Here is a 22,841-nt window from a genome sequence, read left to right as displayed (position 1 = left end):
CGTGCCCGAGGCCGGCGTTGAGGCTGTCAGCGTAGTCCTTCCAGGTCGCGGATGCGCTTGGCGCTATCAGCCTCGAGTTGGCGGGTGACAGCGCCGATCAGCGTCTCGGCGACGACGAACAATGCCGCCGAGGAATCCCACGCCGAAGGCACCGCGGTGCGTCCGGCGATGACATGGCGGGCGAAGCGGGCGATCGGCGACAGCCACTGGTCGGTGAACAGAACGATCTGCACGCCGCGCTGATGCGCCGTCTCGGCAAAGCGCACCAGACTGTCCTGGTAGCGCCGGATGTCGAAGATCACCAGCACGTCGCGCTTGCCCATGTCGATCAGCCGGTCGCGCCAGATGCTCTCCTGGCCGGCAAGGTGGTAGACATCGGGCTGGATGATGGCGAGGTGGGCGGCCATGTAGCGCGCCAGCGGATCGGTGAAACGGCCGCCGATCAGGAAGGTCTTGCCGCGCCGCTCGGCCAGTCTGGCGGCGATGTCGGCAAGCTGTCTGTCGGAGAGATGCCTGAAGGTCTCGCGCATGTTTTCCAGCGTCGCTTCCAGCATCGGCGATACCGCACCGCTTGGGGACGCCGGGTTGAGCGTGCGTGAGGCCGGCGACTGCAATTGCGCCGCCAGTTCGTCCTGCAGCGCCGACTGGAATTCGGGATAGTTCTGAAACCCCAGCCTGGAAACAAAGCGCAGGATGGTCGGCGACGACACGCCGGCGGCGGCCGAGAACTCGGCGACCGTCTTCAGCCCGATCAGCGGATAGTTGGCAATCAGCGTCTGCGCGGCGCGGCGCTCGCCGGCCGGCATCGTGCCGATGCGGTCCGAAATCAGTTCGGCAATGCTGGAAATCATGGTTTTCCCCCACCCTTTGCCCTGTCTACACCGCTTCCCCGAAATCGCGTTTGACAAAGCCGGATAAACTGTATGAAATCATCCACAGGGACGCAATGAGGCAAAATACGTAACATAAGATACAGCGCTCCCAGGGGACGGCAGTATGGAGAGAGCACGGCCCGCCAGCCTTGCATCGTCTGGTACCGTAGGGGTGACGAATCCCGGCGGCTCCAGCCCCTTCGTGCTGACCTGCGACCATGCTTCCAATTTTCTGCCGGCTGAATTCGGCACGCTGGGCCTGCCCGCCGAAGATCTTTCCCGCCACATCGCCTGGGATCCCGGCGCGCTGCCGGTGGCCCGCCGAATGGCTGCCGCGCTTGATGCGACGCTCATCGAAACACGCATCTCGCGCCTCATCGTCGACTGCAACCGTCCGCTCGATGCGCCCGACCTGGTGCCGCCAGTCAGCGAGACGACTATCATTCCCGGCAATGCCGGCCTGTCGGACAGTGAGCGCGCCGAGCGCATCGCCCTGTCGTGGCGACCGTTCCATGACACGATCGCTAACATTATCGAAGACCGGCTGGCGCGCGGGCAGGAGACGCGGCTGGTGTCGGTCCATTCTTTCACCCCGGTCTACAAGGGCAAGAACCGGCCCTGGCATATCGGCATCATCCATGATGACGACCGCCGGCTGGCGTCGCCGCTGATAGCGGCGCTGCAGCGTCTGTCCGGCGTCACCGTCGGCATCAATGAGCCCTATTCGCCGGCCGACCGCGTCTATTTCACTCTCGAGCGCCATGCGCGCTCTCGCGACCTTGCCTGCGCAATGATCGAAATCCGCAATGACGAAATAACCGGCGAGACCGGGCAGCGGAAATGGGCGGATCTGCTCACCGGCATCTTTTTGAATCTGGAACCCGAAGAGGCCAAGGGTTCCCGACGACACGCAATAGGAAAGTCAGTTCAATCGGCCAGCTAAGAGACAAGAGGGGACGAAAATGGCAGGACCGGATACATCAGACCATGAGAGGTCGGAGGACGTAAGAACTCTCCATAGCATGGGCTATGCCCAGGAGCTGGCTCGCCGCATGAGCGGCTTCTCGAACTTCGCAATTTCCTTTTCGATCATTTGCATTCTGGCGGGCGGCATCACGTCCTTCCCGCTGGCCATGGCAACCGGCAGCGGCTTCGAGGCGACTATCGGCTGGATCATCGGCGGCGTCTTTGCGCTTATCGTGGCCGCGTCCCTTGGCCAGATCGGCTCGGCCTACCCAACGGCCGGCGGTCTCTATCACTGGTCGTCAATTCTTGGCGGGCGCGGCTGGGGCTGGGCCACGGCCTGGATCAACCTGCTCGGCCTGATCTTCGTCGTCGCCTCGGTCAATGTCGGTGTCTATGCTCTGTTCAAGGACCTTGTCTGGTCTGGCGTGTTCGGTCACGACGTCTCCGCCTGGGGCTATCAGGAGCAGGTGATCGGCGTTGTGATCATCACCGTCGCGCAGGCGCTGATCAACCATTTCGGCATCAAGCTCACCACCATACTGACGGATTTCTCGGGCTACCTCATTCTGGTCGTCGCCGTCGTGTTGACCGCGATGTTCCTGATCTGGGGCGCAAGCTGGGATTTCTCGCGCCTAACCACCTTCGTCAACAACACCGGTGATGCCGGCGCCGGCTATGTTCCGACCGCACGGACGGCACTGGTCGCTTTCTTGATCGGCCTGCTCTACCCGCTCTACACGATCACCGGCTTCGATGCTTCGGCCCATACGTCCGAAGAGACCCACAATGCCCGGGTGGCGGTGCCGCGCGGCATGATCCATTCGGTTCTATGGTCGCTCGTCTTCGGCTTCGTCATGGCCGTGTCGTTCGTGCTGGCCAGCCCCGATCTGGCAGCAACGGCCAAGGATGGCGCCAATGCCTGGTTCAATCTTTTCAACAACCTGCCGGCGCCATTCCTACTGAAGAGCATCATTGCCATCGCGATCGTGCTGGCAAACTTCATCTGCGCGCTCGCCGGACTGACGTCGACCTCGCGCATGATCTTTGCCTTTGCGCGTGACGGCGGCCTGCCCGGTTCGTCGGTGTGGAAGACCGTCAGCCCGACATGGCGTACGCCGGTGGCGGCGATCTGGCTCGGGGCGGTGCTCGCGGTCGCAGCGACATTGTACTCGCCGGCTTTCGCCGCACTGGCCGCCGGCTGTGCATTGTTCCTCTATGTGTCCTACGCCATGCCGGTGGCCGCCGGCCTGCTTGCCGAGGGGAAGAGCTGGACCGAATTCGGTCCATTCCGCCTCGGCATCTGGTCCAAGCCGTTCGCCACTATTACGGTGCTTGGTGTTGTGGTGTTGATGTATGCCGGCATCCAGCCGCCCTTCGACATCCTGATCAACTATGCCATCGGCCTGATCATTCTGCTGGTGGTTCTGTGGTTCGGCATCGAGTCGCGCCGCTTTAAAGGCCCACCGATCGGCGCCGATATCGCTCGCCGCGCTGCAGAGATCGCGGCTGCGGAAAAAGCCGTTGGCCAGGCGGCCGGTTAACAGCAAGACTACATCCTCCGGCCGGCGCATGCCGGCCGGAACAGGGCCGGCCAGCTAAGAACGCAAAAAGGGGACTTCAAATGGCAGCACCAGGTTATACCGAAGTTGATAAGGCGGAGGACGTAAAGCACCTCCACAGCATGGGCTACGCCCAGGAACTGGAGCGGCGTCTCAGCCGCTTTTCGAACTTCGCGGTTTCCTTCTCCATCATCTGCATCCTGTCGGGCGGCATCAACTCGCTGGCGCAGGCAACGTCGGGCGCCGGCGGCATCGGCATCGGCATCGGCTGGCTGGTGGGCTGCTTCGTCTCGCTGACCTTCGCGGTCGCCATGTCGCAGATCAGCTCGGCCTATCCGACGGCCGGCGGCCTCTATCACTGGGGTTCGATCCTCGGCAATCGCGGCACGGGCTGGGTGACGGCCTGGCTCAACCTTTTGGGCCTGATCACCGTGCTCGGCGCCATCAATGTCGGCACCTGGACGTTCTTCATCGGCGCCTTCGGACCAACGCTCGGCATCGAGGGCACGCTCACCAACCAGATGATCTTCCTGATTGTCATCACCGGCGCCCAGGCGCTGATCAACCATCTCGGCATCAAGCTGACGGCGAAACTGACCGACTTTTCGGGCTATCTGATCTTCTTCGGCTCGATCCTGATCGCGGTCGTCTGCCTGTTCTCCGCCGAGACCTGGGATTTCAGCCGGCTCTTCACCTTCCACAACTACTCGGGTGAGGCCGGCGCCAGCGTCTGGCCGTCAGTATCGAATGCCTGGGTGTTCGCGCTCGGCCTGCTGCTGCCGATCTACACCATCACCGGCTACGATGCTTCGGCGCACACGTCGGAGGAAACCATTAAGGCGGCGTCCTCGGTGCCGCGCGCCATGGTCATGTCGGTCATCTGGTCGGCGCTATTCGGTTATCTATTCCTGGCCGCTTTCGTGCTGATGATCCCGAACATGGACGATGCCGCCAAGCAGGGCTGGAACGTGTTCTTCTGGGCTTTCGACCAGCGCGTCAGCCCCGGCCTCAAGGAGTTCGTGTACCTCGTGGTGTTCGTCGCGCAGCTGCTGTGCGGTCTGGCGACCGTCACCTCGGCCTCGCGCATGATCTTCGCCTTCTCGCGTGACGGCGGCCTGCCCGGTTCGTCGGCACTCGCCAAGGTCAGCCCGACCTACCGCACCCCGGTGGCGGCGATCTGGACGGCGTCGATCCTGTCGGTGCTGTTCGTCTGGGGCTCGACGCTGGTCTCGGTTGCCGGCACCTCGGCTTATACCATCGTGGTGTCGTGCACCGTCATCTTCCTGTTCCTGTCCTTCATCGTGCCGATCGTGCTCGGCATGCTGGCCTGGGGCACGCCGAAATGGGACAAGATGGGGCCGTGGAATATGGGCCGCGGCATCTTCATGCTGTTCGGCGTTCTCTCGATCATCTCGATGATCCTGATCTTCGTCATCGGCATCCAACCACCGAACGACTGGGCGCTGTACATCACCGTCGGCTTCTTCATCCTGACGGCGATCGTGTGGTTCGCTTTCGAGCGCAATCGCTTCCAGGGCCCGCCGCTGGGCGACATCATCGCCGCGCGCCAGGCAGCCATCAAGGCAGCCGAACAGGCGGTCGGCGAAACCGGCCACTGACGTCCACACTCATGACCATGGCCGGCGTTCTGCCGGCCATGGTTTACCCCTCTCAATCGACCAGCGCTGGAGTGCCAAAGGAATGGCCGGAAATTTCTCGTTCGATCAGTTGAAGAAAGCGGTCTCCAATGGCGAGATCGACACGGTGCTGGCCTGCATCGTCGACATGCAGGGGCGGCTCGCCGGAAAACGCTTCCTGGCGCAGTACTTCGTCGACTCCGCCCATGACGAGACGCATGGCTGCAACTATCTGCTTGCCGCCGACATCGATATGGAGCCGGTGCCCGGCTACAAGGCGGCAAGCTGGTCAAAGGGCTATGGCGACTTCGTCATGAAGCCGGACCTTTCGACGCTACGGCGCATTCCCTGGCTGGAGAAGACGGCGCTGGTGATCTGCGACGTGCTTGACCACCACACTCATGACGACCTGCCGCATTCGCCGCGCGCCATCCTGAAGAAGCAGGTCAAGCGGCTCACCGAGCGTGGCTATATCGGCTACTTCGCTTCCGAGCTCGAATTCTACCTGTTCAACGAGACCTACGACTCCGCCCGCAAGAAGCACTGGCAAGGTCTCGATACCGCGTCGCCCTATATCGGCGACTACCAGATCGGCATCACCACCAAGGAAGAAGGCGTCATGCGCCGGCTTCGCAATGAGATGGAAGCTGCCGGCATCCCGATCGAAAACTCGAAGGGTGAATGGGGTCCGGGCCAGGAAGAGATCAATGTGCGCTATGCCGAAGCACTCGACATGGCCGACCGCCACGTCATCCTGAAGAACGGCGCCAAGGAGATTGCCGAGTCCGAGGGCAAGTCGATCTCCTTCATGTCCAAGTACAATTACGGGCTCGCCGGCAATTCCAGCCACATCCATAATTCGTTGTGGAGCGCCGACGGCAAGACGCCGCTGTTCTTCGACAAGAAGGCTGATTGGACGCTGTCGAGCCTCGGCCAGCAATGGGCGGCGGGACAGCTGAAATACGCCAAGGAATTCACCTGGTTCCTGGCACCCTACATCAACTCCTACAAGCGTTTCCAGGCCGGCACCTTCGCGCCGACCAAGATCATGTGGAGCGAGGACAACCGCACCGCGGGCTTCCGCCTGTGCGGCGAGGGCACCAAGGGCATCCGCATGGAATGCCGCATCGGCGGCGCCGATCTCAACCCCTATCTCGCCTTTGCCGCGCTGATCGCGGCCGGCCTTGCTGGCATCGATGAGAAGCTGGAACTGCAGAAGCCGTTCGTCGGCGACGCCTACCAGGCTTCGCGGCTGCCGGAGATCCCCAAGACGCTGCGCGACGCCACCGAGACGCTGGCCAAGTCGAAAATGCTGAAGCAGGCGCTCGGCGACGACGTGCTCGAACACTACGTTCACACAGCCAAGTGGGAGCAGTTCGAATACGATCGCCGGATTACGGATTGGGAACTGCACCGCGGGTTCGAGCGGTATTAAATAGCCCGCGAGCGTCGGCGCTGGTGCGCATTCCTTCCCCCCGTCCCTATACGGGGAGAAGGTGCCGGCAGGCGGATGAGGGGCGGTGCCTACTCATGCGATTTTCAATTGTTGTAAAAGTGCGAGGACTTACAAAATGACCGAAACGGTCAAACTCAAATCCCCCATCGATGGTTCGATCTATGCCGAGCGTCCCATCGCCACCGACCAGGCGATCAATGCCGCGGTCGAGCGCGCCAAGGCGGCGCAGGAGAAGTGGGCGCAGACGCCGATCGTCGAGCGCGGCAAGTATATGCTGGCGATGCTCGAGGCGCTGATCGCCATGACCGACGAGATCGTGCCGGAGATCGCCTGGCAGATGGGGCGCCCGGTGCGCTATGGCGGCGAGTTCGGCGGCGTCAAGGAACGCACCAACTACATGGTCGAGATCGCTGAAGCTGCGCTGAAATCCGTGCCGGCGTCCAACCCGAAGGACGGCTTCCGCCGCTATGTGAAGAAGGATCCGCTCGGCGTGGTCATGGTGATCGCGCCGTGGAACTATCCGTATCTGACCGCGGTCAACACCATCGTGCCGGCGCTGATGGCAGGCAACACCGTCATCCTCAAACATGCGGCGCAGACGCTGCTCGTCGGCGAACGTTTTCAGCAGGCGTTCGACAAGGTGGGCCTGCCCAAGGGCGTGTTCCAGAATGTCGTGCTCAATCACGCCCAGACCGAAAAGCTGCTCGGCTCCGGCAAGATCGATCATGTCAACTTCACCGGCTCGGTCGGCGGCGGCCGTGCCATCGAGAAGGCAGCGGCCGGCACTTTCATGACACTCGGTCTCGAACTCGGCGGCAAGGATCCCGCCTATGTGCTGCCGGACGCAAAGCTCGACCATGCGGTGGCCAATCTGGTCGACGGCGCCTTCTACAATTCCGGCCAGTGCTGTTGCGGCATCGAGCGGGTCTATGTGCATGAGAAGGTCTACGACCAGTTCGTTGAAGGCTTCATCGCCGAGACCAAGAACTATGTCGTCGGCAATCCGCTGGAACAGGCGACGACAATGGGGCCGATGGCGCAGGCGCGCTTCGCCGATTTGATCCGCGAGCAGAAGGCCGAGGCGCTGCGCAAGGGCGCGGTGGCGCATATCAATATGAAGGTGGCTAACGACAAGGCCGGCTCGCCCTATCTGGCGCCGGAAGTGCTGACCAGCGTCGACCACCAGATGAGCGTCATGCGCGAGGAGAGCTTTGGCCCGATCGTCGGCATCATGAAGGTGCGCAATGACGAGGAGGCGATCGCGCTGATGAATGACAGCCCGTACGGGCTGACCGCCTCGATCTGGACCGGCGACATCGAGCATGCGGTGGCGATAGGCGACCGTGTCGAGACCGGCACGGTGTTCATGAACCGCTGCGACTATCTTGATCCGGCGCTGGTCTGGACCGGCGTCAAGGACACCGGCAAAGGTGTTGCCCTGTCGGCGCTCGGCTATGACAATCTGACCCGGCCGAAATCCTTCCACCTGCGCGAAGCCATCTGATTTGAAAGACAAGACATGTCCAAGCTGATCTCCAAATGGAACTACCCCACCACCGTCCGCTTCGGCGCCGGGCGCATCAAGGAATTGCCCGACGTGCTGGAAGCGACTGGCATCAGGCGGCCGCTGTTCGTCACCGATCCTGGTCTCGCCAAGCTGCCGGTCGTCGCTTCGACGCTGAAAATCCTCGACGACGCCAAGGTGCCCTATGGCGTGTTTTCCGAGGTGAAGCCGAACCCGGTCGATTCCAACCTGACCGCCGGCATCGCCGTATTCAAGAAGGGCAAGCATGACGGCGTCATCGCCTTCGGCGGCGGCTCGGCGCTCGATCTCGGCAAGCTGATCGCCTTCCAGGCCGGGCAGACGCGGCCCGTCTGGGACTTCGAGGATGTCGGCGACTGGTGGACGCGCGCCGATTCCGACGCCATCGCGCCGATCATCGCAGTGCCGACCACCGCCGGCACAGGTTCGGAAGTCGGCCGCGCCGGCGTCATCACCAACGAGGCGACGCACACCAAGAAGGTGATCTTCCATCCGAAACTTTTGCCGGCAATCGTCATCGCCGATCCGGAACTGTCGGTCGGCATGCCGGGCTTCATTACCGCCGGCACCGGCATGGATGCGCTCGCCCACTGCCTGGAAGCCTATTGCGCGCCGGGCTATCATCCGATGGCCGACGGCATTGCCGTCGAAGGCATTAGGCTGGTGTTCGAGAACCTGCCCAAGGCCTATGCCAACGGCAAGGATCTCGTCGCCCGCGCCCATATGATGAGCGCGGCCGCCATGGGCGCGGCGGCCTTCCAGAAGGGGCTGGGGGCCATCCATTCGCTTTCGCACCCGATCGGGGCGCTTTACGACACCCATCACGGCATGACCAATGCGGTGTTCATGCCCTATGTGCTGGCCTTCAACCGGGACTCGATCGAGGAGCGTATCGGCCGGCTCGCCGCCTATTGCGGCATCAAGGGTGGCTTCGACGGTTTCGCCAAGGCGGTCATCAAGCTGCGCAAGGAGCTCAAGGTGCCGCATGCGCTGCCGGGCCTGATCAAGGGGCTCGACATGGACAAGAAGCGCAAGGGGCTGATCGCCGACATGGCGGTGGTCGATCCGACCGCCGGCGGCAACCCCGTCAAGCTGACCAAGAAAGCGGCGCTGACGCTGCTCGAAAACGCCATTGCCGGCACTGTCTGAGGCGGATGGCCGCGCCGTAGGTGATCTAAAAACGAGGGGAAAGGAAGGGGAAGGGGCAAAAGACAAGGCATAAACCATTAGCCGGGAAATTAAGTAGAGGCTAATTGCTACAGCCCGTTAAAAAGAGTTAACTTTTCGTGCCGCCGGGGGCCAGTTTCAAAAAGCTTTCATCTGGCTGTCACATGAAAAAGATACCGCATCGCAGGCGTCCAGGGACGCCAGTTCAACGGAGAGAACACATGTTCAAGTTCACGGGGAAAGTGCTTTCCCTTTCGGCCGCAGCGCTTTTCGCGTCGACGGTGATTTCGTCCGCGGATTCGATGGACGATCTCGTCAAGGCCGCGAAGACCGAAGGTCAGCTCACCACCATCGCGCTACCGCATGACTGGTGCGGCTATGGCGCCGTCATCGATGGTTTCAAAGCCAAGTATCCGGAAATCACCATCAACGAACTCAACCCCGATGCCGGTTCCGGCGACGAGGTCGAGGCGATCAAGGCCAACAAGGACAACAAAGGCCCGCAGGCTCCCGACGTTATCGACGTCGGCCTGTCCTTCGGCCCGACCGCCAAGGCCGACGGCCTGATCCAGCCTTACAAAGTGTCGACCTGGGACTCGATCCCCGAAAGCGCCAAAGATGCCGATGGTTTCTGGACCGGCGACTACTACGGCGTGCTGTCCTTCCTGGTGAACAAGGACCTCGTCAAGGAAGCGCCGGCTGACTGGGCTGACCTGCTGAAGCCGGAATTCGCCAACACCGTGGCGCTTGCCGGCGACCCGCGCGCCTCGAACCAGGCCATCCAGGCCGTCTACGCCGCTGGCCTTTCTGGCGGCGCGGCTGCCGGCGAAGCTGCCGGTACCGCTGGCCTCGACTTCTTCAAGAAGCTCAATGCCGCCGGCAATTTCGTGCCGGTCATCGGCAAGCCGGCGACCTTGGCACAAGGCCAGACGCCGATCCTGGTGACCTGGGATTACAATGCACTTGCCGGCCGCGACACGCTGAAGGGTAATCCGCCCGTCGACGTCGTCGTGCCGAAGACCGGTGTCGTCGCCGGCGTCTATGTGCAGGCGATCAGCGCCTTCGCGCCGCATCCGAATGCCGCGAAACTCTGGCTGGAATATCTCTATTCCGACGAAGGCCAGATCGGCTGGCTGAAGGGCTATTGCCACCCGATCCGCTTCAACGATCTTGCCAAGAACGGCAAGCTCCCGGCGGACGTGATGGCCAAGCTGCCGCCGGCCGAGGCCTATGCCTCGGCAGTGTTCCCGACACTCGACGAGCAGGGCAAGGCCAAGGAAGCCATCACGAAGAACTGGGACGCCGTGGTCGGCGCCAACGTCAAGTAAGACTTGAAATCAGCCGGGCGGCCTCGCGGTCGCCCGGCAATTCCTCGAAGACGGCAGCCGACGCATGACCGATCTCTCGCTTTCCAACAAGACAGTTATCGGCAAGACCGCCCCGCCCGCCGAGGCGAGCGGATTCAGGCTGCCGACGCAATGGCTCGGCGTGACGCCCTTCTTTGTCTTCGCCATCATGTTCCTGATCCTGCCCACGCTCTACCTGATGCTAGGCGCCTTTCAGAACGATGCCGGCGAGTTCACGCTCGAGAACATTTTTGCGCTTTCGCAGCCGTCGATCGTTGCCGCCTACTGGATTTCGATCAAGGTCAGCCTGGCCTCGTCGCTGATCGGTGCTTTTGCCGGGCTGGCGATCGCGATCGCCATCGTGCGCGGCGGCCTGCCGGAATGGATCCGCTCGGCGACGCTGACCTTCTCCGGCGTGGCTTCCAATTTCGCCGGCGTGCCGCTGGCCTTCGCCTTTCTGTCCACTCTCGGCCGGCTTGGCCTTGCCACTGTCCTGCTCAACACGCTGTTCGGCATCAACATCTATGCGCATGGCTTCAACATCCTATCCTTCTGGGGCCTGACGCTCACCTATGTTTACTTCCAGATTCCGTTGATGGTGGTGATCATCACGCCGGCGATCGACGGGCTGAAGAAGGAATGGGGCGAGGCGGCCGCGACGCTTGGCGCCACCCAGTCGCAATACTGGCGCATGGTGGTGATCCCGGTGATCTGGCCGAGTTTCCTCGGCACAGTCATCCTGCTCTTCGCCAACGCTTTTGGAGCCATCGCCACCGCCTATGCGCTGACCGGCTCGTCGCTGAACATCATTCCGATCGTGCTCTATGCGCAGATCCGTGGCGATGTGCTGCACAACGCCCATCTCGGCTATGCGATAGCGTTCGGCATGATCGTCATCACCGGCCTTGCCAATGTCTTCTACATCTGGTTCCGGACGCGCTCGGAAAGGTGGCTCAAATGAAGTCTGGAAAGTTCTGGGCCTGGGTCGTCTTCGCGCTCGGCGCGGCCTATTTCTTCATTCCGCTGATCGCGACGGTGGAATTCTCCATGCGCATGCGGCGCGGCGCCTATTCCTTCGACGCCTATCAGGTCGTGCTTGGTGACGCCCGCTTCCAGGCGACGTTCGGCTATTCGGTGCTTGCCGCCATCTTCACCATCATTCTTGGCGTGCTGATCGTGGTGCCCGCGGCTTACTGGATTCGACTGCGCCTGCCGCAGCTTCGCCCGATCGTCGAGTTCATCACGCTGCTGCCGCTGGTCATTCCGGCCATCGTCATCGTCTTCGGCTACATCAGAATGTACGGTTCGAATTCGCCGCTGCCGTTCCTGGCGAGCGACACCGGTACCAATGCCTTGCTGGTTATCGGCTATGCAACGCTGGCGCTGCCTTATATGTACCGTGCGGTGGACACCGGACTTCGTACCATCGACGTGCGCACACTGACGGAAGCGGCACAGATCCTCGGCGCCGGCTGGGGGACGATCATCACCCGCGTCATCCTCCCAAATGTGCTGATCGCGGTGCTGTCGGGCGCCTTCCTGACCTTCGCCATCGTCATCGGCGAGTTCACCATGGCCAGCCTGCTCAACCGGCCCGCTTTCGGCCCCTATCTGCAGAATATCGGCGCCAACCGCGCTTATGAGCCGGCAGCCCTTGCCATCATCGCCTTCGCCATCACCTGGGGCTGCATGTCGCTGATCCAGATCCTGTCCCGCTTTGCGCCGAAATCGGCTAACCGTCCGAACTGATCCGAAAGAAAAAGCCATGGCCGAGCCGTTCCTCTCTATCCAGCACGTGCGAAAATCCTTCGGCGCCACTACAGTGGTCGAGGATTTCAATCTCGACGTTCAAAGCGGCGAGTTCGTATCGTTCCTCGGCCCATCCGGTTGCGGCAAGACGACGGTGCTGCGCATGGTCGCCGGCTTCGAGGAACCCTCGGCCGGCAAGATCGTCGTCGCAGGAAAGGACATTACCAGGTTGAAGCCAAACCAGCGCAACGTCGGCATGGTGTTCCAGGCTTATGCGCTGTTTCCCAACCTCACCGTAGCCCAGAACATCGGCTTCGGGCTGAAGGTCGCCGGCATGGCCAAGGCGGACATCGATGCCCGCGTGGCCGAGATGCTCGACATGATCAAGCTACCGCAGATGGCCGACCGCTACCCGTACCAGCTCTCGGGCGGCCAGCAGCAGCGCATTGCGCTTGCCCGCGCCATCGCCCCGAAGCCGAAACTGTTGCTGCTCGACGAACCGCTGTCGGCACTCGATGCCAAGGTTCGCGTGTCGCTGCGCGAGGAAATCCGCTCGATCCAGAAGAAGCTCGACATCACCACCATCTTCGTCACCCATGACCAGGAAGAGGCGCTGTCGATCTCCGACCGCATCGCGGTCATGTATGGCGGCAAGGCCGAGCAGGTCGGCACGCCGTTCGAGATCTACAACCGGCCGGCAACGAAGTTTGTCGCCAATTTCGTCGGCACGCTGAACGTGCTCGAGGGCAGGGTCACCGATCCCGCATCCGGTACGGTGCAGGTCAACACCCAGGAAGTCTCGCTCAAGGGCAAGCTCAACGGTTCGAAGTCCGGCGATATGCTGTCGCTGGCACTGCGGCCCGAGGCGATTTCGCTGGGACGCCAGCCCGGCCGCGACTCCAGCCTTTCGGGTGAAATCTCCGAAGTGCACTTCCTCGGCTCGGTGATCCGCGTTCGCGTCGGCATCGGCGGCAACACAGTGTCGCTCGACACCTTCAACAGCCCGGCGACACCGCCCCCCGCCGTCGGCGAAAAGGCCGACATATCGTTCTCTTCAAGCGATATGCTGGTGCTGCACTAGGCTGTGCCGATGTTCAGGTGAGGCCGGCCTGCGAATGACCGATGCCTGCGCTTCCGGCCTTCGCCGGCCGAAGCACGCGTAATGTGTGGTTGCAGCCGAGGCTACGGCCGGCGTAGGCCGGTACGCTCCGCTCCGGTTCTCTGTAGCAACCGTTTGGTCGTTTAGCGCCCGTCTCCGACTCCGACTCGGCGGGCGAAGGGGAAGTCGTACTGGCCGATGGGGATGCGCTCCGGGCATACTGCCATGGCCCGGAATGCGCTGGACAATCAACAGCATCTTGCCATCCAGCCACTGCCCATGATGCCGCTTCACCGCTACGATAGGCGATGGCGCTTTTCGAACTCACCCTTGTTCTGCTTCTGGCTGCCGTCGCGCTGACGGCGCTGTCGCGACGGCTGGAGATTCCCTATCCGTCCCTGCTGGCTCTGGCCGGCGTGGCGATTGCCTTCGTGCCCGGCGCACCGACGATCGAGATCGATCCGGAACTGGCGCTTGCCCTGTTCATCGCGCCGGTGCTTCTCGATGCCGCCTATGACACCTCACTGCGCGACCTGAAGCGTTACCGGCTTTCGCTGGCGCTGCTCGCGCTTGGCGCGGTCGTCTTTACCACCGTGGTGGTTGCCTTCGTCGGCTGGAAGATGGCCGGCCTGCCGATCGCGGCGGCAATCGCGCTTGGCGCCATCGTCGCGCCGCCGGATGCAGTGGCGGCGTCGGCCGTGCTCAGCCAGTTCAAGGTGCCGCACCGCATCACTGCCATCCTGCAAGGCGAGAGCCTGCTCAACGATGCCACGGCACTGCTGATCTATCGGCTGGCGGTTTCGGCTGCGCTCGGCACGATCATGCTGAGCAACGCCATTCCTGTGATCCTGCTGGCAACGATCGGCAGCGTCGTCGCCGGTTATGTGTTCGGCCGCGTCTCGCTGCTGACGCTGACCCGCATCGAGGACGCGGCCAGCAGCACGGTGGTGCAGTTCGCCGGAACCTTTGCCGTGTGGATCATCGCCGACAGGCTCGGCCTTTCCGCCATCATCACCATCGTCGTCTACGCCATCACCATCGCGCGCAGGGCGCCGCGCCGCATGTCGGCGAGACGCCGCGTCAGCACCTATTCGGTCTGGGAGTCGGCTGTGTTCGTGCTCAACGTGCTCGCCTTCGTGCTGATGGGCCTGCAGGCGCGCACGATCGTCGGCAGGCTCGCCGGCGACGGGCAAGGCGAAGCATTCCTTTTCGCCGGGACGGTGCTGGTCGTCGTCGTCGTGGCGCGCCTGTTCTGGGTGGGGAGTTACGTCGCCATTATCCGATGGCTTGCCCGCCTTGGCAGCCAGGAGGCAAGGCGCGATCTGCCGACATTTGGCGGCGCCGTGCTGGTTGGTTGGTGCGGTATGCGCGGATTGGTGACACTGGTGGTGGCCATTGCCCTGCCGGCCGATTTTCCCCACCGCGATCCGATCGTGCTTGCCGCCTTCGCCGTGGTCCTGGGCACGCTGGTGCTGCAAGGCATGACGCTGAAGCCGCTGCTGCGCTGGATCAACTTCGCCCCGGACCGGACCGTCGACAACGAGGTGGCGCAGGCGCGCGTTGCCATCATGCAGGCCGCACTCGACGTGCTGAGCCGCAAGACCTCGGCGGCGGCCGCAGTCGTGCGCGAGCAGTATGAAGCGCAGCGCGTGATCGCAGAAAACCCCGACGATGCTCAAGCGGCAACCGAATACGACCGGCTGCGCCTCTATGCCATCAACCGCCAGCGCGACACACTTGAGGAGTTGCGCAGCAACGGCACGATCGGCGACGAGGCCTATCACCGGCTGGAGGAAGAGATCGACTGGGCCGAATTGGCGGCATCGCCGGCGGGCCGGTTCCAGCCGTTGACGACCGACTAGCGCCAATTTCGCGCCGTCGCTTTCCACGGCGGGCCTCGCGGCGTTTTCCGGCGTGCCGAGGATACCGAGCCGGCAGGAGTCGGTGCATGATCGCGAAGCAAGGGCGGGGAGGCTTCTGGCACAAGCCGCTTCCGGTCTCGTGCACATTGCAACCAATCCACTGAACCGCTACTGCCATCAGCGAAAGTGAGCCGGATAAGCAATGAAGCTGGTCAGCTACAACATCCAGTACGGGTTTGGCGGCGACGGCTGTTACGATCTGACGCGCTGCGCGAAGCTGGTCGACGGTGCCGACATCATCGCGCTGCAGGAGGTCGAGCGGCACTGGCAGCGGACCAACGAGGATGACCAGCCGGAGCTGCTGTCCACACTGCTGCCGGGGTATCACTGGGTCTATGGTCCAGCCTTCGACATGGATGCCGGCCAGAAGCAGGGCGGCCGTATCGTCAACCGCCGCCGGCAGTTCGGCACCATGCTGCTGTCGAAGCAACCGATCGTATGGTCGCGCCTGCACGCGCTGCCGATGCGCCGCACGCTCCGGCCGCTCAACACCCGCAACGCTGCACTTGAATGCATGATCCGCACGCCGGCCGGGCCGGTGCGGTTTCTGTCGCTGCATCTCGCCCATATCGCGGCGGAGGAGCGGCTGGAGCAGATCGACTATCTGCTCGCCGAACATCGCCGGGCGCCGTCCGAGGGCGGCCCATGGAGCGGCATGGATGACGAGCCTTCGCGCAACTGGACCAGCGGCGAAGCCGAGCCGGAAAATCCGACGGCTGCGATCTGGATGGGCGACTTCAACATGGAGCCGGGCAGCGCCGAGTACAGCCGCATCGTCGGCAGCACGCCCTATCATCGTGGGGCAGCCTATCTCGGCGGCTTCGTCGATGCGGCCGCTGTTGCCAGCGAGCCGGCAGGGGACTTCCACACCCACGTGAAAACCATCGACGGCAAGGTGGCCAAGCGTCGGCTCGACCATTGCTTCGTCGGTGGCATGTTCGTGGACCGCGTTCGCTCGGTCAGTGCCGATATCGGCGAGGTAGCGTCCGATCACTTCCCGGTCCGGATCGACATCGATCTCGAAACGCCCTTGGGCCTGGGAGGTCGTTGAACCCTCCATGACGCTGTTCGTCTTCTTCGCGGTGCTTGCCGCGGCCGCCATGCACGCGATCTGGAACGCACTGGTCAAGGTGCATCTCGACCGTTTCCTGTCGATCACGCTGATGACGCTGGGCATGGGGTTTGCCGCGCTGTTCGTGCTGCCCTTCGTCGAGTTTCCGAAGGCCGGAGTGTGGCCCTACATCATCGCTTCGGTGATCTTTCACATGGGCTACCGGACCTTCCTGATCGGCGCCTACAAGGCCGGTGATTTCGCCCAGACCTATCCGCTGGCGCGCGGCACGGCGCCGCTGCTGACCGCGCTCGGCGGCGTTGTCGTGGTCCAGGAGATGCCGGCGCCGTTCGCCATCCTCGGCATCCTGCTGCTGTCGGCCGGCACGCTGGTGATGTCGTTTCGCGGCGGCGCCCATCTGGAGCGGATCAATCTGCGCGCGGTCGGCTTTGCGCTCGGCACCTCGATCTTCATCTCCAGCTATACGCTCTCCGACGGAAGCGGCGCGCGACTGGCTGCGACGGCGCAGAGTTATGCCGCCTGGCTGTTCGTCTGCGACGCCCTTGGCGCGCTGGCGCTGTGCCTCGTCTTTCGTGGACCCAAGGCACTGCCCGTGCTGGCGCGCGACTGGAAGGCCGGGCTGTTCACCGGCGTGCTCAGCGGCGCGGCCTACTGGATCGTCATGTGGGCGATGACCAAGGCGCCGATCGCCTCGGTGGCGTCGCTGCGCGAGACCTCGATCCTGTTCGCCATGATGATCTCGGTCTTCGCGCTGGGCGAAAAGATGACGGGCTGGCGTGGCGCCGCCGCGCTCGGCATTGTCGCCGGTGTCGTTGCGCTCAGGCTTGGATAGCTCAAACCTCCAGATCGAACACCATCAGCCCGTCGGTGCCGCCTTCGAGGGCCGCGACCAGTCGGGCGCCGGCGCGCTGATGCGCTTCATGCACGAGGTAGGCGTCGCGGGCGGCGGCATCGCGGAAGTCGATGGTGAAGCCGTGGCTGAAACCGCGCGCGAATGGTTCCGGGCTGGCATTGGCGCTGAGATGGACTGTGTCCATACCGTCGACTACCTGCCGCAGCGCGTCGAGGTCGGCATGGATCGCCGACCGCTCGGCGTCGGGAACATCGCCGCGGAATTGAACGAAGACGCAGTGCCGGATCATTTGAGAGCCTTTCCTGAACTTGTTACGCGGCGCGATTGCCGGAGAAAACGGCCGGCGGCAGCGGCTCGCGGCCGAGGATAATATCCGAGCCTTTTTCGCCGACCATGATGGTCGGGGCATTGGTGTTGGAGGAGGGCACGCGCGGCATCACCGAAGCGTCGCAAACCCGCAGGCCTTCGATGCCGCGCAGGCGCAGGTCCGGCGTCACCACGGCCATGGCATCGTTGCCCATGCGGCATGTGCCAACGGGATGATGGTCAGTCTTCGAACTGCGGCAGGCATAGTCGAACAGCTCATCGTCGCTGGCGAGCGAGGGACCCGGCAGCACCTCGCGCATCACGTAGGGCTGAAGTGCCCTCTGCCGCATAATTTCGCGCGCAAGCCTGAGACCCTTGATCGACATGGTGCGGTCGTAAGGATCGGACCAGTAGTTGGGATCGATCAGCGGGTGGTCGGCCGGATCATCGCTCTTCAGCCGCACCGTGCCGCGCGAGCGCGGGCGCAGGAAGGCGGAGTTCAAGGTGACGCCAGGGTTTTTCAGCCTCTCGACGCCCGCTTCGATGCCGGAGCCGAGGCCGAGATGGAACTGGATGTCCGGCGAGGCAGCAGTCGGGTCGGCGTACCAGAAGCCCCCGGTCTCGAACAGGCTGGAGGCGACTGGCCCCTTCTTTAACAGCAAGTACTGCAGGCCAGCCCAGGCGGTGCGGTGCAGCTTCGCGTAATTGTCATAGGTGTGGTCGCCGGTACATTCGCAGATGACGAACAGGTCGAGATGATCCTGCAGATTGGAGCCGACGCCGGGCAGGTCGTGCACCGGTGTGACGCCGACCGACTTCAGATGGTCGGCGGGGCCGATGCCCGACTGCATCAACAGCTTCGGCGAACCGATGGCGCCGGACGAAACGATCACCTCGCGCTCGGCGCGCAGGACGGTCTTCTGGCCGCCGGGCTTGTCGACGATCTCGACGCCGATGGCGCGGCCTTTCTCGACGACGATGCGGGTGACCAGCAAATCGGTCCTGACGGTCAGGTTCTTGCGGGCGCGTATCGGTTTCAGATAGGCGACCGAAGCGGATGAACGCCGGGCGTCCTTCTGGGTCAGCTGGTAATAGCCGACGCCTTCTTGGGCAGCGCCGTTGAAATCCGGGTTGAAGGGGATGCCCATCTCTTGGCCGGCGCGAAAATAGGCCTCGCAAATCGGCAGCGGCGAAATCGGGTTCGACACGCCGAGCGGGCCCTGGTCGCCGTGAAAATCGTTGGCAAAGCGCTGGTTGTTTTCGGCGCGCTTGAAATAGGGCAGCACGTCGCGATAGCCCCAGCCGGTCAGGCCCTCTTCGTTCTCCCATGCCTCGTAGTCGCGTGCGTTGCCGCGTGTGTATATCTGGGCGTTGATGGAAGAGCCGCCGCCGACCACCTTGGCCTGCGTGTACCAGAAGACGCGGTCCTGCATGTGCTTTTGCGGCACGGTCGACCAGCCCCAGGAAGCAATGCCCTTGGTCATCTTAGCAAAGCCCGCCGGCATGTGGATGTAGGGGTGCCAGTCTTTGCCGCCGGCTTCAAGCAACAGAACCGAATTTGAGGGTTCCTCACTCAGCCGGTTGGCCAGAACGCAGCCGGCCGGGCCGGCGCCCACGATGATGTAGTCGGTCATGACACTATCCACCTACAGTCTCGGCACGGAGAGCGCGCCGTCGACATTGATAATCGAGCCGGTCGAAAAGCCGAGCTTGCCGGCGGCAAGCGTCGCCACCACCACACCGATGTCGGAGGCTTCGCCCCAGCGTTTTGCCGGCACCAGGCCGCCGTCGATCAGGGCGTCGTATTTGGCGGTCACGCTCGCCGTCATGTCGGTGCGGATGATCCCTGGCCGCAGCTCGAACACGCCGATGTCTTCCGGCGCCAGCCTGAGCGCCAGGTTCTTCACCCACATGGATAGGCCGGCCTTGGAGATGCAGTAGTCCGAGCGTTCCGGCGAGGCCATTTCGGCGCTGACCGAGGTGATGGTGATGATCGACCGGGGATGATCGCTTGGGGTCGCCAGCATTGCCCTGGCGACGGCCTGGCTGAGGAAGACGGTGCCGCGCAGGTTGATGTTCAGCGCACGGTCGAAATTTTCGGGCTTAAGCTCCAAAAGGTCGCCGCGCACGACGGCGCTGACGCCGGCATTGTTGACGAGACAGTCGATGCGACCGAAGGCGCGTGTGGCTGCGTCGACCAGAGTGGCGTGGCTGGCGAGGTCAGCGATGTCGCAGGCGGCGTAGGCGAATTTCGCGCCGCGCGCGGTGATGTTGGCGGCGAGGCCGTTCGGTGGTTGTGCCGCCAGATCGGCGATCATGATGTCGAAGCCTGTATCAGCCAGCGCCTCGGCGCAGGCCAGCCCGATGCCGCGCGCGCCGCCGGTGATGATTGCCGCCGGGCGGGTCATTGGCGTCCAGTCCTGTCAACGTAAGTGCTGCCTCTCATCGCCCTGCCGGGCACTTCTCCCCGTATAGTGACGGGGAGAAGGAAGCTGTCGCCGCTGCCTTCGCCAACCGTCGAAGTGGCGCCGGGTTCGCGATTAGCAGTCTTCTCCCCGTTCACGGGGAGAAGGTGCCGGCAGGCGGATGAGGGGCGGCGCAAACCTCTCATGCTGTCAGCTCCGTCTTGCGGATGTGCTCGGCCACGCGCAGCGCTTGTGCTGCGATCGACAATGCCGGATTGACCGCAGCTGAATTCGGCAGAAAACTGCCGTCGACGACGAACAGGTTCCGGTGGTCAAATGCACGGCAGTATGGATCGAGCGGCGAGGTCGCCGGGTCGTCACCCATCTTGACAGTGCCGCACTGGTGCGACGGTGTGCGCTTGTCGAAGGGGCGCGACAGCACGATGGGGTAGCCGCAGGCGCGAAAATGTTCGCGCATCACCTTGGTCAGCCCGTCGAGCGACTGCATGTTGGAGCGCCGCCACTGCATGACGGTGTCCTTGCCGTCGACCATGATACGGCTTTCCGGATCGGGCAGGTCCTCGCACATCAAATACCAATCGACGGCGTGGCCGGCCATGTAGTCCAGCGCGAATTTCGGCACTGACTTCACATTGGCCTTCAGCATATTGCCGTCGATCTTGCCGAGTAGCTGGACGTTGCCGAGCGGCTTGCCGCCCCTGCCGTCTGAGAGATAATAGTCGTTCAGCATCAGCGTCTTCTGGTAAACGCTGTCGTTCCTGCGGCGCGGATCGATCGCCAGCATGGCGCTCGAATTGTGGTTCATGAAATTGCGGCCGACCTGGTCGGAGCGGTTGGCGAGGCCTTTGCCATCGGTTGAAGGCGAGCGCAGCAGGATGACGGCGGAATTGACCGCGCCGGCGGACAGGATGACCAACTTCGGCGCCAGCTTTTTCAGTTCGCCATTTTGCCGGTAGTGGATGGCAGCGATGCTTTTGCCGTTGGGCGCCGCCTCGAGATATTCGACATGGCAGCCGGTCTCGAGCCGGATGTTGCTGTCCTTAAGCGCTGCCGCCAGCGGCGCCGTCTGGGCGTCCATCTTGCCTTGCCCCGTGTTGGGGAAAGCATCCCAACCGGTCTTGCCCTCTTTGAGCCAGGTGTCGATGTCGACGCCGAGCGGCAGCGAGGCCGGATGCAGGCCGAGGCCTTTCAGCTCGGCGCGCGCGCGGGCGATCGGCGCTTCATCGGGCACCGCCGAGAAGGCATAGGGGATCGAGTGGAACGGTTCTGTCGGATCCTCGCCCAGCGAGCCGCGAACGCGAAACAGCTGCTCGGCTTTGGAGTACCAGGGCTCGAATTCGTCATAGGAAAACGGCCAGGCGGGCGAGACGCCGCCAAAGTGTTCCATGGCCGAAAAGTCTTCCTTTCGGTAGCGGATCAGCACCGCGCCGTAGAATTTCGAATTGCCGCCGACATAGTAGTAATTGCCGGGGTTGAAGGCAGCACCGCCCGCCTCGCGCCACATCTCCTTGGGACGGTAATAGCCATCAACGAAGATAGAGCGCGTGTCGCGCGCATGCGGGGTTGCCGGCAAGGGCTCGCCGCGCTCCAGCATCAGGATCGAGGCGCCGCTGCCGGCCAGACCGGAGGCGATCGTGGCGCCGCCGATGCCGGAGCCGATGATGACGATGTCCGGTTTTGTCATGGTCTAAAGGTCTTCGTTTTGATGCATGTCGTTGCCCCAAAACCGGATCCACTTTTGGGCGACATGCATCAGCGAATGCGGCTCTCGGTCGCCGGATCGAAGAACACTGCCTTGGTCAGGTTGAAGGCCAGCGGCGTGCTGGTGCCCGGCTGGATATTGGCGTCGGCGCGCAGCCGCGCCACAACGGGCTTGCCGCCGAGATTGGTCACCGCGAAAGTGTCGGAGCCCGCAGGCTCGACCACTTCGATGTGCAGGTCGGCGGTGGCGATGTTCGAGGCGTTGCGTTCGGCGCCTTCCGGATCGGTCAGCGCTTCCGGCCGGACGCCGAAGATGATCGGCTTGCCCTGAAATTCCGAGAGGCCCGCCGGCGCATTGGCCATTGGCAGCGTGATCGGCTCGCGCGCCTCGCGCTGTAGCACGACGGACAGCGCATTGCCCGAGGTGGCAATGGTCGCCGGGATCAGGTTCATCGCCGGCGAGCCCATGAAGTCGGCGACAAACAGGTTGGCGGGGTTGTTGTAGATCTCGGCCGGAGTGCCGAACTGCTGCACTTCGCCGTCGCGCATGACGGCGATCTTGGTCGCCAGCGTCATCGCCTCGATCTGGTCGTGGGTGACGTAGACGATCGTGGTGCCGGTGGTGGCGTGCAGGCGCTTGATCTCGATGCGCATGTCGACGCGCAGCTTGGCGTCGAGGTTGGACAAAGGCTCGTCGAACAGGAACAGTTTGGGGTCGCGCACCAGTGCCCGGCCCATGGCGACGCGCTGGCGCTGGCCGCCGGAAAGCTGGCTCGGCTTGCGGTTGAGGAGGTGGCCGATCTGCAGGACTTTCGCCACCTTGTCGATCGCCTTCTGGCGTTCGTCGGCCGGCACGCCGCGCATCTCCATGCCGAAGGAGATGTTTCCGGCCACCGTCATGTTCGGATAAAGCGCGTAGCTCTGGAACACCATGGCGATGTCGCGCTTGGACGGATGCAGATCGTTGATGGCGCGGCCGTCGACGCGGATCTCGCCCTCGGTAATCTGCTCTAGGCCGGCGATGGTGTTGAGCAGCGTGGACTTGCCGCAGCCCGACGGGCCGACCAGCACCAGGAAGCCGCCCTTGTCGAGTTCGACATCGATGCCCTTCAGGATCTCAACGTTCCCGAAGCGCTTCTTCAGCCCATCAATTTCCAGAAAAGCCAT

General features: G+C 63.2%; 19 protein-coding genes. 13 read left to right on the top strand and 6 right to left on the bottom strand.

All coding sequences use genetic code 11. The features are described 5' to 3' along the window. Window positions 1-26: 26 nt before the first annotated feature. On the bottom strand, window positions 27-851 hold the full coding sequence (locus ACWGTI_RS03840; protein ID WP_454574458.1) for a MurR/RpiR family transcriptional regulator: 825 nt from the start codon (window positions 849-851) through the stop codon (window positions 27-29). A 145-nt stretch (window positions 852-996) separates the two neighbouring features. Here ACWGTI_RS03840 and ACWGTI_RS03835 point away from each other — a divergent pair, with 145 nt between their 5' ends. The 13 genes from ACWGTI_RS03835 (at window position 997) to ACWGTI_RS03775 (ending at window position 17,220) form a co-directional block, all read left to right on the top strand. Beyond that, window positions 997-1,815: an N-formylglutamate amidohydrolase gene (locus ACWGTI_RS03835; RefSeq protein WP_454585869.1), complete on the top strand. Its 819-nt coding sequence runs from the start codon at window positions 997-999 to the stop codon at window positions 1,813-1,815. A 19-nt stretch (window positions 1,816-1,834) separates the two neighbouring features. Then, window positions 1,835-3,379, top strand: a complete 1,545-nt coding sequence (locus ACWGTI_RS03830) for an amino acid permease (protein WP_454585868.1) — start codon at window positions 1,835-1,837, stop codon at window positions 3,377-3,379. Between the two features lie 80 nt (window positions 3,380-3,459). Beyond that, a complete protein-coding gene (locus ACWGTI_RS03825) occupies window positions 3,460-5,016 on the top strand; it encodes an amino acid permease (RefSeq protein WP_454585867.1) in 1,557 nt (518 codons plus the stop codon). 82 nt (window positions 5,017-5,098) lie between these two features. Continuing rightward, complete coding sequence (locus tag ACWGTI_RS03820; protein WP_454585866.1) at window positions 5,099-6,469, top strand: glutamine synthetase family protein; 1,371 nt, start codon at window positions 5,099-5,101, stop codon at window positions 6,467-6,469. Between the two features lie 136 nt (window positions 6,470-6,605). Further along, window positions 6,606-7,994: an aldehyde dehydrogenase family protein gene (locus tag ACWGTI_RS03815; RefSeq protein ID WP_454585865.1), complete on the top strand. Its 1,389-nt coding sequence runs from the start codon at window positions 6,606-6,608 to the stop codon at window positions 7,992-7,994. A gap of 15 nt (window positions 7,995-8,009) precedes the next feature. After that, a complete protein-coding gene (locus tag ACWGTI_RS03810) occupies window positions 8,010-9,182 on the top strand; it encodes an iron-containing alcohol dehydrogenase (RefSeq protein ID WP_454585864.1) in 1,173 nt (390 codons plus the stop codon). 239 nt (window positions 9,183-9,421) lie between these two features. Then, window positions 9,422-10,528 carry an ABC transporter substrate-binding protein gene (locus ACWGTI_RS03805; RefSeq protein ID WP_454585863.1) on the top strand — a complete coding sequence of 369 codons (1,107 nt, stop codon included), beginning with the start codon at window positions 9,422-9,424 and terminating at the stop codon, window positions 10,526-10,528. A gap of 64 nt (window positions 10,529-10,592) precedes the next feature. After that, entirely contained in the window at window positions 10,593-11,507 is a 915-nt protein-coding gene (locus ACWGTI_RS03800) for an ABC transporter permease (RefSeq protein WP_454585862.1), read from the top strand. Beyond that, window positions 11,504-12,295, top strand: a complete 792-nt coding sequence (locus ACWGTI_RS03795) for an ABC transporter permease (protein ID WP_454585861.1) — start codon at window positions 11,504-11,506, stop codon at window positions 12,293-12,295. The genes ACWGTI_RS03800 and ACWGTI_RS03795 overlap by 4 nt, the downstream gene beginning before the upstream one ends. Before the next feature lie 16 nt (window positions 12,296-12,311). Further along, window positions 12,312-13,376, top strand: coding sequence for an ABC transporter ATP-binding protein (locus ACWGTI_RS03790; RefSeq protein WP_454585860.1), 1,065 nt, complete (start codon window positions 12,312-12,314; stop codon window positions 13,374-13,376). A 326-nt stretch (window positions 13,377-13,702) separates the two neighbouring features. Continuing rightward, complete coding sequence (locus ACWGTI_RS03785) at window positions 13,703-15,256, top strand: cation:proton antiporter (protein WP_454585859.1); 1,554 nt, start codon at window positions 13,703-13,705, stop codon at window positions 15,254-15,256. A 202-nt stretch (window positions 15,257-15,458) separates the two neighbouring features. Beyond that, complete coding sequence (locus tag ACWGTI_RS03780) at window positions 15,459-16,367, top strand: endonuclease/exonuclease/phosphatase family protein (protein WP_454585858.1); 909 nt, start codon at window positions 15,459-15,461, stop codon at window positions 16,365-16,367. A gap of 7 nt (window positions 16,368-16,374) precedes the next feature. Next, window positions 16,375-17,220, top strand: coding sequence for an EamA family transporter (locus tag ACWGTI_RS03775; RefSeq protein ID WP_454585857.1), 846 nt, complete (start codon window positions 16,375-16,377; stop codon window positions 17,218-17,220). 1 nt (window position 17,221) lies between these two features. Here the strand turns inward: ACWGTI_RS03775 and ACWGTI_RS03770 are convergent, their stop codons facing one another. From ACWGTI_RS03770 to ACWGTI_RS03750, 5 genes are all read right to left on the bottom strand, one after another. After that, on the bottom strand, window positions 17,222-17,530 hold the full coding sequence (locus ACWGTI_RS03770; protein WP_454585856.1) for a Dabb family protein: 309 nt from the start codon (window positions 17,528-17,530) through the stop codon (window positions 17,222-17,224). A 22-nt stretch (window positions 17,531-17,552) separates the two neighbouring features. Then, window positions 17,553-19,181, bottom strand: a complete 1,629-nt coding sequence (locus tag ACWGTI_RS03765) for a GMC family oxidoreductase (RefSeq protein WP_454585855.1) — start codon at window positions 19,179-19,181, stop codon at window positions 17,553-17,555. 12 nt (window positions 19,182-19,193) lie between these two features. Continuing rightward, window positions 19,194-19,955 (bottom strand): 3-ketoacyl-ACP reductase, encoded by a 762-nt coding sequence (locus ACWGTI_RS03760; RefSeq protein ID WP_454585854.1) that lies wholly within the window; start codon window positions 19,953-19,955, stop codon window positions 19,194-19,196. Window positions 19,956-20,154: 199 nt separating this feature from the next. Next, complete coding sequence (locus tag ACWGTI_RS03755) at window positions 20,155-21,657, bottom strand: FAD-dependent oxidoreductase (protein WP_454585853.1); 1,503 nt, start codon at window positions 21,655-21,657, stop codon at window positions 20,155-20,157. A gap of 68 nt (window positions 21,658-21,725) precedes the next feature. Then, window positions 21,726-22,841 carry an ABC transporter ATP-binding protein gene (locus tag ACWGTI_RS03750; protein WP_454585852.1) on the bottom strand — a complete coding sequence of 372 codons (1,116 nt, stop codon included), beginning with the start codon at window positions 22,839-22,841 and terminating at the stop codon, window positions 21,726-21,728.

It is taken from the genome of Mesorhizobium sp. ArgA1 (assembly GCF_053714375.1).
Note: the sequence above shows the minus strand (reverse complement) of the source record. Positions and strands in the feature narration are given on the sequence as shown.